Raw genomic sequence first — 12,326 nt, 5'->3', positions numbered from 1 at the left:
TCAACATCGCCTTTTTGCGCGACGTTTGCCCCTTCCTGCGACTTATCTTTACGCTCCCACCATGCGGTGAGGGCAGCGCACGCTCACTGCAGGATAACAGTAAAATCAGAGGCTATCTGCTTTTACTGATGTCTGGCGGTCGGGGCTGGTAACCAGTTTGACCTGTCATTTCGTGGGCAAAGCAATATGGCTTTGTCCGGGACTTTTGATTTTCCCGAAACGGGTTATTGCGCTTATGAAATCAATGAAAATTGCCGCCAGTGGAGAACTGGTTTCTCGTCTGTCCAGCCATCGTCAGGTGGTGTCGCTGGACAGTACTGATTTTACTGACGTTGCGGCAGTCGTCATTACCGTTGCGGATAGCCGCAGCGGGATCCTTGCTTTGCTGAAACGCACCGGTTTTCATATACCCGTGTTTCTGTTCGCAGAGTCGGATGTTGATCTGCCGATGGGTGTGAATGCGGTCATTCGCGGTCAGGCGCAGGACTGGCTGGAGCTGGAGTCTGCTGCCTGTCAGTATGAAGAAGATTTGCTGCCGCCGTTCTATGACACGTTGACTCAGTATGTCGAGATGGGGAACAGCACATTTGCCTGCCCAGGACATCAACACGGTGAGTTCTTTAAAAAGCATCCCGCGGGGCGCCATTTCTACGAGTTCTTTGGCGAGAATCTGTTTCGCGCGGATATGTGCAACGCCGACGTTAAGCTTGGCGATCTGCTGATTCATGAAGGCTCGGCGAAACATGCGCAGAAATTTGCCGCGAAAGTTTTCCACGCGGATAAAACCTACTTTGTGCTGAACGGGACTTCTGCGGCCAATAAAGTAGTAACCAATGCGCTGCTGACGCGCGGCGATCTGGTGCTGTTTGACCGTAATAACCATAAGTCGAACCACCACGGTGCGCTGATCCAGGCGGGTGCGACGCCGGTGTATCTGGAAGCGGCGCGTAATCCGTTTGGCTTTATTGGCGGTATTGACGAGCACTGCTTTGATGAGGAGTATCTGCGCCAGCAACTTCGCGAGGTTGCGCCGCAAAAGGCCGATCAACCGCGCCCGTTCCGTCTGGCGATCATTCAGCTCGGCACCTATGACGGTACGATCTACAATGCCCGGCAGGTGATCGACAAGATCGGTCATCTCTGTGATTACATCCTGTTTGACTCCGCATGGGTCGGCTACGAACAATTTATTCCGATGATGGCCGATGGGTCACCGCTGCTGTTGGATCTCGATGCTAACGATCCGGGGATCTTTGTCACCCAGTCGGTACACAAACAGCAGGCCGGATTCTCGCAAACCTCGCAGATCCACAAAAAGGATAACCATATTCGCGGTCAGGCGCGGTTCTGCCCGCATAAGCGTCTGAATAATGCATTTATGCTGCATGCTTCTACCAGTCCGTTTTACCCGCTGTTTGCGGCGCTGGATGTTAACGCCAAAATCCATGAAGGCGAGAGCGGCCGTCGGCTATGGGCGGAGTGTGTGACGCTGGGCATTGAGGCCCGTAAAGCGGTTCTTACCCGCTGCAAGATGATTCAGCCGTTTATTCCCCCGGTAGTTGATGGCAAACCGTGGGAAAGCTATCCGACGCAGGTGATTGCCAGCGAGCGCCGCTTCTTTAGCTTTGAACCAGGTGCTAAATGGCATGGTTTTTCCGGCTACGCGCGCGACCAGTATTTCGTTGACCCTTGCAAACTGCTGTTAACCACTCCAGGCATTGACGCACAAACCGGGCAATATACCGAGTTTGGTATTCCGGCGACGATTCTGGCGCATTACCTGCGTGAAAACGGCATCGTGCCGGAGAAATGCGACCTTAACTCGATTCTGTTCCTGCTGACCCCGGCAGAAAGCGCAGAGAAACTGGCGCAACTGGTGGCGATGCTGGCGCAGTTTGAGCAGCATATTGAAGACGATACGCCGCTGGCAGATGTGCTGCCAACCATCTTCAATAAGTATCCGGTACGCTATCGGGATTACACCCTGCGTGAACTGTGCCAGGAGATGCACTCACTGTACGTCAGCTTTGATGTGAAAGATCTGCAAAAAGCGATGTTCCGTCAGGAAAGTTTACCTGCCGTGGCGATGAACCCACAGGATGCGAACAGCGCTTTTATCCGTGGTGATGTTGAACTGGTGCGGATTAGTGAAGCAGCTGGCCGCATTGCGGCGGAAGGTGCGCTGCCTTATCCTCCGGGCGTGCTGTGCGTGGTACCGGGCGAAGTATGGGGTGGGGCGGTACAGCAATATTTTCTGGCGCTGGAAGAGGGCGTAAACCTGCTGCCAGGCTTCTCGCCGGAGCTGCAAGGTGTTTACAGTGAAACGGATGCAGACGGTATTAAGCGTCTGTATGGATATGTGGTGAAGTAAGCGCAAAAAAAGCGGGTTACCTTTTGGTAACCCGCTTTTCTCTGCGTAAACGTTAGTGCGCGATAGTCTGTGTGCCTGCTGGAACGCGTACGTGTTTGTATTTAAACAGCGCAACGAAGGCAAAAGCCAGAACCAGCGAGTAACCTGCGAAGATCAACCACACGGTCTGCCAGTCGGTAATACCGTTCAGCGTATAGTGTTCAACAACTTTACCGCTCACCAGTCCGCCCAGAATACAACCGAAGCCGTTGGTCATCATCAGGAACATACCCTGTGCGCTGGCGCGGATTTCAGGGCGTACTTCTTTCTCCACGAACACAGAACCAGAGATGTTGAAGAAGTCGAAGGCGCAGCCGTAAACAATCATCGACAGAACCAGCAGCACGGTACCGAACGGCGTTGGATCGCCATAGGCAAACAGGCCGAAGCGCAGCATCCACGCCACAATACTGATAAGCATCACGTTCTTAATACCGTAACGGCTTAAGAAGAACGGGATGGTCAGGATAAACAACGTCTCGGAAATCTGTGAAATCGACATCATCACTGATGCGTGTTCCACGATAAAGCTACCGGAGAACAGTGGGTTGTTATCGAAGCTGTGCAGGAAGGTGTTACCAAACATATTGGTAATCTGCAGCTCTGCGCCCAGCATCATTGAGAAGATGAAGAAAATCGCCATACGCTTGTTTTTAAACAGCGCGAAAGCATCCAGACCGAGCATTGATGTCCAGCTCTGGTTTTTCTGCTGATTGGCAACCGGAATATGCGGCAGCGTCAGGGTGAACAGTACCAGTACCAGGGACAATGTCGCACCGATGTACAGCTGCATATGGCTCAGTTCAAAGCCGGAGAAGCTCACGGCCCACATCGCCAGAATAAAGCCGATGGTGCCCCAGATACGAATTGGCGGGAAGTCGGTAACGATATCCATCCCGGCAGATTGCAGGCGATAGTAGGAGATGGTGTTGATTAGCCCCAGTGTTGGCATATAGGCCAGGGAGTTAAGCAAGATCACAAAGAACATGGCCCCTGGCGTGGTGACTTCGGCTGCGGCAAACAGCGTTCCTGCGCCGACCAGGTGGCAAAGGGCGTAAACCCACTTCGCACTGATCCATTTATCGGCCACGATCCCTAACAGCGTTGGCATAAACACGGCGGCGATCCCCAGCGAGCTATACACCGCGCCAATGGATGCACCATCGAATTTAAGGGTGACAAACATATAGGAGCCGAGGGTAGTGAGCCAACTACCCCATAAGCAGAACTGCAGAAACGAGAGAACTTTCAGCTGCAGCTTAAGATTCATGTTAATTTCCTCACACCGTAATGCGGATGAATGTTTTAAAAGGCACATTTGCCGTGGCTATATGATGTGATTCTATCAATGAGATGCACTCTTTTTTTGTTACCTGTGACAAATATTTGCAAACAATTTCTGATTGCAAAGCAAAAGAGTGATGGAGTTAACATTTTTGGTGCTTCAGGCCCCCGGTTTAGGGGGCTGAAGGGGGATACATTAGCGGCGTCGATAGGATTTTTGTGCGGAATTGACCTTGTAAAGGTATCGGCGTGATTCAGCAGAGGGATGTCGGGTGGTCAGCGTTTGATAAACGTCACCAGGAGACATGCTGTTAATGATATTCGCGGCCTGAATTTTATCGTTCGAGAACACGCGTAGCACGCTGCCCGCGCCGCCGTTATACGCGGTGATTACCGCATAGCGACGTGAGGTCGGATTATCGATACCGCCCAAATAGACATTGTTGAGCATTGCCAGATAGGCCGTACCGGTATCAATGTTGCTGGCCGGGTCAAACAAGAAGCTACGGCTTGGTGTGCCTGAGCGCCCTTGCGAGCGGAACACATCTTTCCCGGCGCTGTGCTGTACCACCTGCATCAGTCCCAGCGCATCGGCATGGCTCACCGCATACGGGTTAAACGAGGATTCGGTTTGCATGATAGCCAGAATCAGCGACTCGTCGACGCCATACTTACGTGAAGCCTGACGCACCATGCCAACGTATTTATGCGCGCGCTTATCAAGGTGGTTCGGTACCAGATTGATCGTCACGCTATAGATGATACGCAGGCCATTGCTGCGGCTTTTAAGTCGTGTTTGCAGCAGGTAGTTGGCAAAGTTGGTGGCACGTCCCTCCCAACGAATGGGCTGGCCGGTATTATCAACCACCTGTCCGTACAGGAATGGCTCTTTGGAAATCTTAATGTCGTCGACATCGGAATAGAGGTCGATAGATCCCGGATCATCGCCCATCAGCAATGTCTTAATAATCGCCCGACGCAGGTGTCCGGCGGGATCTGTCCCGGCAATGGTCTCGACGGTTATCGTACCGTCATCAAAGTTGATGTGGCTGCGGGTTTGATACTGATCGGTATACTTGACGTAGTCCTTCGGACCCGCAATCAGCACTTCCTTAAATCCCCACAAATTCTCAATATTATGGGCAAATTGCCCCATCAGAATATCAAAACCGTTGGTATCCTTGACCCAGGCTTCGTTATAGGAATCGCCTTTTTTGGTCGAACTGGAACAGGAGATGAGCAACGGCGCAATAACGGCAAGCGCGAGAAATTTTTTCATCATTCCGGGAGTGCGTGTTGTGTTTGTTGTTTGCAAGGACCAGATTAAAACGTAGGCCGGATAAGCGCAGCGCCATCCGGCAACGGTTCTTATGATTCTGGCGTATAGCCTTCAATATGCACATCCTTACCTTCAAACAGGAAGTTAATCATCTCCTGTTCCAGTAACTTACGGTGTTCGACGTTCATCATATTGAGTTTTTTCTCGTTAATCAGCATGGTCTGTTTATGCTGCCATTGCGCCCATGCTTCTTTAGAAATCTCGTTATAAATGCGTTTTCCCAGATCGCCCGGGTACAGCTGAAAATCCTGGCCTTCTGCTTCGCGTTGCAGGAAAGTGCAAAAAATCGTTCTGCTCATAAAAAGTCCTCTCTATCGTCCGGTACGTTAAACGTGTGTACCGGCACGTAATTGCTGTAACAAACGCTCCACGGGGGCCGCCAGTCCGACCGACGGCGGTTGCGCTAAGTTATACCAGAGCGCGTTGCCTTCATCCATGCATGAGGTGAATGAAGACACGGGAAGCCACATAGGCACAATATCTAAGTGGAAATGGCTAAAGGTATGGCGAAACGCATTAAGTTGGGTCAGATTATCTGCGTTAATTTGTCGTTGCGCCAGCCAGTTGCGAAGTCCATCTTCGTCGTCAAACTGCGGAAAACAGTATAAACCACCCCACAAGCCGCTGGGCGGTCGCTGTGAGAGCAGCACTTCGTCATCATGCTGCATCAGTAAAAAATAGCCCGTTCGTTCCGGTAACGTCTGTTTGGGCTTTTTACCGGGATACAGCGCCCAACTTGCATTGGCGCTCGCCACACAGCCATTTTCCAACGGACACAGGGAACATTTAGGTTTTGAGCGCGTACAGACCATGGCGCCTAAATCCATCATCGCCTGATTAAAACGCTCAACACTCTGGGCTGGCGTAACTTGCTCGCTCAGCTCCCACAGCTTCTTTTCGACCTCTTTTTTACCCGGCCAGCCGCTTACAGCATAACAGCGAGCCAGCACGCGTTTGACGTTACCGTCGAGAATCGGAAAATGCTGACCCAGAGAGAGAGAAAGGATCGCGCCTGCGGTTGAACGTCCGACGCCAGGTAGGGCGGCTACTTCATCAAAGGTTTGCGGAAATATACCGCTATGCAGCGTCACAACCTGCTGCGCGGCTTTATGCAGATTACGCGCACGGGCGTAATAACCCAGCCCGGTCCACAAATGCAGAACTTCATCCAGCGGCGCATGGGCTAAATCCGTTACCGTTGGGAAGCGCGCCATAAAGCGCTCAAAATAGGGGATAACGGTCGCAACCTGAGTTTGTTGCAGCATTACCTCAGAGAGCCATACTTTGTAAGGCGTCTTGTCAATTTGCCAGGGCAGCGTTTTCCGCCCGTATTTGTCGTACCAGCTCAAAACCTGAGCCGAAAATTGAGACGCTTGCATGATTACCGTTTCATTATTGCCGGGGGCAAGATTGCAGCACAGCGGCAACGGGGTGTAAACCGGAACTTTCCGCTGCTCACTTTCTTCCTTTACTTGCATCCGGCAACTAACTTTGGATAATGCCCGTTTTCAGAACTCAAACACAGCAGACTAAACTTTTATGAAGAACGACGTCATTTCACCGGAATTTGATGAAAACGGCCGCCCTCTGCGCCGGATTCGTAGTTTTGTTCGTCGCCAGGGGCGACTGACGAAAGGGCAGGAACACGCGCTGGAAAACTACTGGCCGGTGATGGGCGTTGAGTTCAGCGAAGAGCCTGTAGATTTCGCAGAACTGTTTGGCCGTGACGCGCCAGTCACGCTGGAAATCGGTTTTGGTATGGGAGCGTCGCTGGTTGCAATGGCGAAAGCGCGTCCGGAACAGAATTTCCTCGGCATTGAGGTTCACTCACCGGGCGTTGGTGCGTGTCTGGCTTCAGCCCATGAAGAGGGTGTCGAGAACCTGCGCGTCATGTGCCATGATGCCGTTGAAGTCCTGCATAAAATGATTCCTGACAATTCTTTATCTATGGTTCAGCTGTTTTTCCCTGACCCGTGGCATAAAGCACGTCATAATAAACGCCGTATCGTTCAGGTACCGTTTGCTGAGCATATCTTAAGTAAGCTGAAGCTGGGCGGCGTGTTCCATATGGCGACCGACTGGGAAGCGTATGCGGAGCACATGCTTGAAGTGATGTCCTCGATTGACGGGTATAAAAACCAGTCAGAGAGTAACGATTATGTACCGCGCCCGGAATCGCGCCCGGTAACCAAATTTGAACAACGTGGTCATCGTCTTGGCCACGGCGTATGGGACTTAATGTTCGAGAGGGTGAAATAATGGCAAAGAACCGTAGCCGTCGTCTGCGTAAAAAGATGCACATCGAAGAATTCCAGGAAGTAGGATTTTCGGTTGCATGGCGTTTCCCGGAAGGTACATCTGGAGAGCAGGTCGATCAAATCGTTGATGACTTTATCAATGAAGTCATCGAACCGAACAAGCTGGCTTTTGACGGCAGCGGCTATCTGGCCTGGGAAGGTCTGATCTGTCTGCAGGAAATCGGCAAATGCACCGAAGAACACCAGGCAATCGTGCGTAAGTGGCTGGAAGAGCACAAACTCGAAGAAGTGCGTACCAGCGAACTTTTCGATATTTGGTGGGACTAAGTAGCACAGGGTCGGCAAATGCCGGCCCGATTTGTATTGAGGGAAAGATATGATGCGCAAAACGCTGCTGGCGGCAGTCCTAACGTTCACGGCGATGGCCGCACATGCAGATTACCAGTGCAGCGTCACCCCGCGTGACGATGTGATTTTGAGCCCACAAACGGTGCAGGTGAAGGGCGAGAATGGCGACCTGGTTATTACCCAGGCTGGTGATGTCACCTTCAACGGTAAACAGTACAACCTGAACGCCGCACAGCGTGAGCAGGCCAAAGATTATCAGGCGGCGTTGCGTAGCAGCCTGCCGTGGATCGACGAAGGTGCCAGAGCGCGCGTAGAGAAAGGTCGCGTGGCGCTGGACAAAATCATCGCCAAAGAGGTCGGTGAAAGCAGCAACATGCGTGGCCGCTTAACCAAGCTGGATGCGCAATTGAAAGAGCAGATGAACCGCATCATCGAGCATCGAACTGATGGCCTGACTTTCCATTATAAGGCGATTGATCAGGTCCGCGCGGACGGACAACAGCTGGTGAATCAGGCGATGGGCGGCATTTTGCAGGACAGCATCAACGAGATGGGGGCGAAAGCCGTGCTCAAAGGCGGTGGTAATCCACTGCAGGGCGTACTCGGAAGCCTCGGTGGTTTGCAGACCTCAATTCAGAACGAATGGAAGAATCAGGAACAAGACTTCCAGCAGTTTGGCAAAGATGTTTGTTCCCGCGTTGTGACGCTGGAAAACGATCGTAAAACGCTGGTTAGCACTCTGAAATAATCTTCACCTCTTATTAACGGCACAGAAACATTCTGTGCCGTTTTATTTTGTATATTTCTGTTTTTTTGATATCCATCTCTAAGAACGGCAATTTGGTGGAGATATAAATCTGGTTAATTGGAACTCGTCACATTATTCATCTGTAGGATAGACATAATGCTGCAAATTCAAGTAACTGGAGAAATAACATGGAGTTTTTCAAGAAAACGGCACTTGCCGCACTGGTTATGGGTTTCAGCGGCGCGGCGCTTGCACTGCCAAACATCACCATTTTAGCTACTGGCGGAACGATTGCCGGCGGTGGTGATTCCGCGACAAAATCTAACTACACGGCAGGCAAGGTTGGCGTAGAAAATCTGGTTGAGGCCGTACCTCAATTGAAAGATATCGCTGTCGTTAAAGGCGAGCAGGTGGTGAATATCGGCTCCCAGGATATGAATGACGAAGTCTGGTTAACGCTGGCGAAAAAGATTAATACCGAGTGTGATAAAACCGACGGCTTCGTGGTAACACATGGTACGGATACCATGGAAGAAACCGCCTATTTCCTCGACCTGACCGTCAAGTGCAACAAGCCGGTGGTGCTGGTCGGTGCAATGCGTCCGTCTACGGGTATGAGCGCTGATGGCCCGTTCAACTTGTATAACGCGGTAGTAACTGCCGCAGACAAAGCCTCTGCCAACCGCGGAGTGCTGGTGGTGATGAACGACACCGTTATGGATGGTCGTGACGTGACTAAAACCAACACTACCGACGTCGCTACCTTCAAATCCGTTAACTACGGCCCGCTGGGTTACATCCATAACGGTAAAATCGACTACCAGCGTACGCCTGCGCGTAAGCACACCACGTCTACTCCGTTCGATGTGTCTAAGCTGACCGAGCTGCCGAAAGTTGGAATTGTTTATAACTACGCTAACGCCTCTGATCTGCCGGCAAAAGCGCTGGTGGATGCGGGTTACGCCGGGATCGTCAGTGCGGGTGTAGGTAACGGTAACCTGTATAAAACCATTTTCGATACGCTGGCAACCGCCGCGCATAAAGGTACCGTTGTAGTGCGTTCATCCCGTGTACCAACGGGCGCCACTACACAGGATGCAGAAGTTGATGATGCAAAATACGGATTTGTGGCTTCAGGTTCCCTGAACCCGCAAAAAGCACGTGTTCTGCTGCAGCTTGCGCTGACTCAAACCAAGGATCCTAAGCAGATCCAGGAAATGTTTAATCAGTATTAATCGATGAAGGTGGCTGCGCTTACCGCCCTAACCCTGTAGGCCGGATAAGACGCAGCCGCCATCCGGCAATTTTCCTGATGGCGCTACGCTTATCAGGCCTACGTTCACCAGCCATCACTCCGCCAGAAACAGCTCCAGCAGCGAATTCAAGAACAGCTTACCTTGTTGGGTAATCTGCCAGTACTCATCGCATTCACTCAGGTAGCCTTGGGAAATAGCCTCATCGATCTGTCGACGAATAACGTCTTCGGTAAGACCGGTATATTGCGTAAACTCCGCGCGAGGCGCGGCTTCCAGCAGCCGGAAACGATTCATGAAGAACTCGAACGGCTTATCGGCTTCGGCAACATCGCGCTGGCTTTCGAGATAACGCCCTTGCATATACCCACGAGGATGCCGTGTTTTGGTGGTGCGCAGGATGCGTCCGTCAGGGAATGTGATCTTACCGTGTGCGCCGCAGCCAATGCCAAGATAGTCGCCAAAACGCCAGTAGTTAAGGTTGTGCTGACACTGATAACCCGGTCTGGCGTAGGCTGAGGTTTCGTACTGCTGATATCCCGCGGCGGTCAGTAGCTGGTGGCCTTGCTCAAAAATATCCCACAGCGCGTCATCGTCCGGTAAAACCGGCGGTCGGGAACCGAACAGCGTGTTGGGTTCGATGGTCAACTGATACCAGGAAAGATGCGGTGGGTTGAGCGCGATTGCCTGCTGTAAATCACCCAGCGCCTCTTCCAGCGTCTGATCCGGCAAACCATGCATCAGGTCGAGGTTAAAGCTGCGTAGCCCCAGACCGCTCGCCAGGTGTGCTGCTCGTTTGGCTTCTTCCGGCCCGTGAATACGTCCCAGACGTTCGAGTTTGGCGGAGCTAAAGCTCTGTACGCCAATCGAGATACGGTTGACGCCAGCGCGTTGATAATCCACAAAGCGATCGGCTTCCACCGTCCCGGGATTCGCCTCCATCGTGATTTCTGCATCTTCGGCCAGATTCAGCCGTGCTCGCACGCCGTCGAGCAGCGTTTGCATCGCCGGGCCAGAAAGCAGGCTCGGCGTGCCACCACCGATAAAAATCGTCTTTACTTCACGGCCCTGGGCATGGGCCACCTCAGTATCCAGATCGCTCAGCAGATGCTGTACATAGTCGTCATGAGGGACTTCGCCCTTTAGTGCATGCGAGTTAAAGTCGCAGTACGGGCATTTCTGCACGCACCACGGGATGTGAATATAAAGACTTAGCGGCGGAAGTTTAACCATTACGCAGGGCATCCAGCAGCAGCTTTAGCGCCTGTCCGCGGTGAGAAATTGCACTCTTTTCTTCACGGGTCAGTTCGGCTGCGGTTTTCCCTTCAGACGGCACAAAGAAGATCGGGTCGTAGCCAAAACCACCGTTTCCGGCAGGTTCACGGGTAATCACGCCCGGCCAGCTTCCGTGGCAAACAACAGGCGTTGGATCGTCTGCATGGCGCATATACACCAGCACGCAGTGGAACTGTGCCTGGCGCTTGTCATCAGGAATATCCTGCAGGGTGTGAAGCAGTTTTTCCAGGTTCTGCTGATCGGTCGCATCTTCGCCGGAATAGCGGGCTGAATAGATACCCGGCGCGCCGCCAAGGGCATTTACTGCCAGACCTGAGTCATCAGCAATGGCCGGTAAGCCGGTAATTTGCGCGGCATGACGCGCCTTCAGAATGGCGTTCTCAATAAACGTCAGCCCGGTCTCGTCTGCAGAATCAACACCCAGTTCCGTTTGGGCAACAACATCAAGACCGAAATCACTCAGAAGAGAGGCGAGTTCACGCACTTTACCGGCATTGCCGGTCGCGAGGACAACTTTTTGCATGGGATACCTAATCAGTTAACGCCGCAATTTCGGGCGGGATCTGTTGCGGATGAATGATTTTAACCTGTTTGTGACGACCAAGCTCGCCCTTCTCAATGACGACCTGGCTTTTTGCCACACGGAACTGTTTGCCGAGAAACTTCACCAGATGGCTATTGGCCTGGCCATCAACCGGTGGGGCGGTAATGGCGACTTTAACTTCGTCGCCATGTAAACCCACAATACTGTCACGGCTGGCTTTAGGCTGAATATAGAGCCGTAAAACCAGACCGTCGTCGCAGGGTGTAACGGCACTCATAGCGCCATCCACAGCCCCGGCAGCAGCATGTTGCCTGTCGCCTGTAACACTTCCGCGATGCCCATGTTAATAACGTAGAGCAGCAGAACCAGAATCATTGGGGAGAAATCGATCCCGCCCATGCCTGGAAGTATGCGACGGATAGGACGCAGCAGCGGATCTGCCAGTTGAATCAGCACGTACTCTACAGGACTGCGGCCCTGGCTGACCCAGCTCATAATCGCCATCACAAGCAGCACCCAGAAAATCAACAGCCCGATAGTCTTCAGGACAATCAGTACGGCGGCGATCCAGATGATCGGCTGGAACGTGACCACCTTAAACAGCACGATTGCTTTGATAAAGCTGAGAACGAGCGCAACTAATGCCGATGCGCTGTCGATCGGTCCCATAGGGGGAATAATGCGGCGTAACGGCCCAATAATGGGCTGAGTGATTTTCACTATAAACTGCGAGAACGGGTTGTAAAAATCGCAGCGAGACCATTGCATCCACACGCGCAGCAGCAGCGCCATGGTATACAGCTCAATTACCGTTGAGAGCAGGAAGGTCAACGTATTCATGGTGTT

General features: G+C 52.3%; 13 protein-coding genes. 5 read left to right on the top strand and 8 right to left on the bottom strand.

Annotated elements, in window-relative coordinates; genetic code table 11:
- The first annotated feature begins 235 nt into the window (after positions 1 to 235).
- Entirely contained in the window at positions 236 to 2,371 is a 2,136-nt protein-coding gene (locus OGX90_RS19575; protein ID WP_071445577.1) for an ornithine decarboxylase, read from the top strand.
- Positions 2,372 to 2,423: 52 nt separating this feature from the next.
- Here the strand turns inward: OGX90_RS19575 and OGX90_RS19570 are convergent, their stop codons facing one another.
- The 4 genes from OGX90_RS19570 to mutY all read right to left on the bottom strand — a co-directional run bounded on the left by OGX90_RS19570 (position 2,424) and on the right by mutY (position 6,412).
- Complete coding sequence (locus OGX90_RS19570) at positions 2,424 to 3,680, bottom strand: nucleoside permease (protein WP_008785778.1); 1,257 nt, start codon at positions 3,678 to 3,680, stop codon at positions 2,424 to 2,426.
- A gap of 210 nt (positions 3,681 to 3,890) precedes the next feature.
- Entirely contained in the window at positions 3,891 to 4,976 is a 1,086-nt protein-coding gene (mltC, locus tag OGX90_RS19565; protein WP_008785777.1) for a membrane-bound lytic murein transglycosylase MltC, read from the bottom strand.
- 86 nt (positions 4,977 to 5,062) lie between these two features.
- Positions 5,063 to 5,332 (bottom strand): oxidative damage protection protein, encoded by a 270-nt coding sequence (locus OGX90_RS19560; RefSeq protein WP_003027126.1) that lies wholly within the window; start codon positions 5,330 to 5,332, stop codon positions 5,063 to 5,065.
- A gap of 27 nt (positions 5,333 to 5,359) precedes the next feature.
- Positions 5,360 to 6,412 carry an A/G-specific adenine glycosylase gene (mutY, locus tag OGX90_RS19555; RefSeq protein WP_286624540.1) on the bottom strand — a complete coding sequence of 351 codons (1,053 nt, stop codon included), beginning with the start codon at positions 6,410 to 6,412 and terminating at the stop codon, positions 5,360 to 5,362.
- Between the two features lie 160 nt (positions 6,413 to 6,572).
- On the opposite strand from mutY, the gene trmB reads away from it, so the two are divergent.
- The 4 genes from trmB to ansB all read left to right on the top strand — a co-directional run bounded on the left by trmB (position 6,573) and on the right by ansB (position 9,622).
- Complete coding sequence (trmB, locus tag OGX90_RS19550; RefSeq protein ID WP_003825406.1) at positions 6,573 to 7,292, top strand: tRNA (guanosine(46)-N7)-methyltransferase TrmB; 720 nt, start codon at positions 6,573 to 6,575, stop codon at positions 7,290 to 7,292.
- A complete protein-coding gene (locus OGX90_RS19545) occupies positions 7,292 to 7,618 on the top strand; it encodes a YggL family protein (RefSeq protein ID WP_003027115.1) in 327 nt (108 codons plus the stop codon). Before trmB ends, OGX90_RS19545 begins: the two co-directional genes overlap by 1 nt.
- Positions 7,619 to 7,667: 49 nt before the next feature.
- Complete coding sequence (locus tag OGX90_RS19540) at positions 7,668 to 8,387, top strand: YggN family protein (protein ID WP_003825409.1); 720 nt, start codon at positions 7,668 to 7,670, stop codon at positions 8,385 to 8,387.
- A gap of 188 nt (positions 8,388 to 8,575) precedes the next feature.
- Positions 8,576 to 9,622 carry an L-asparaginase 2 gene (gene ansB, locus OGX90_RS19535; RefSeq protein ID WP_003027108.1) on the top strand — a complete coding sequence of 349 codons (1,047 nt, stop codon included), beginning with the start codon at positions 8,576 to 8,578 and terminating at the stop codon, positions 9,620 to 9,622.
- A 114-nt stretch (positions 9,623 to 9,736) separates the two neighbouring features.
- On the opposite strand, the gene hemW is transcribed toward ansB, so the two are convergent.
- The 4 genes from hemW to OGX90_RS19515 are packed head-to-tail and all read right to left on the bottom strand — an operon-like array spanning position 9,737 to position 12,320.
- Positions 9,737 to 10,873, bottom strand: coding sequence for a radical SAM family heme chaperone HemW (gene hemW, locus OGX90_RS19530; RefSeq protein WP_286624538.1), 1,137 nt, complete (start codon positions 10,871 to 10,873; stop codon positions 9,737 to 9,739).
- Entirely contained in the window at positions 10,866 to 11,459 is a 594-nt protein-coding gene (locus tag OGX90_RS19525; protein WP_003825414.1) for an XTP/dITP diphosphatase, read from the bottom strand. Before OGX90_RS19525 ends, hemW begins: the two co-directional genes overlap by 8 nt.
- 7 nt (positions 11,460 to 11,466) lie before the next feature.
- Positions 11,467 to 11,757 (bottom strand): DUF167 family protein YggU, encoded by a 291-nt coding sequence (yggU, locus tag OGX90_RS19520; RefSeq protein ID WP_003027101.1) that lies wholly within the window; start codon positions 11,755 to 11,757, stop codon positions 11,467 to 11,469.
- Positions 11,754 to 12,320 (bottom strand): YggT family protein, encoded by a 567-nt coding sequence (locus OGX90_RS19515; protein ID WP_003825417.1) that lies wholly within the window; start codon positions 12,318 to 12,320, stop codon positions 11,754 to 11,756. The genes yggU and OGX90_RS19515 overlap by 4 nt, the downstream gene beginning before the upstream one ends.
- Positions 12,321 to 12,326 lie beyond the last annotated feature (6 nt).

The sequence above is a fragment of the Citrobacter sp. Cpo012 genome, assembly GCF_030333015.1.
GTDB lineage: Bacteria > Pseudomonadota > Gammaproteobacteria > Enterobacterales > Enterobacteriaceae > Citrobacter > Citrobacter portucalensis.
This window is presented reverse-complemented; position numbering and strand designations above follow the sequence as displayed.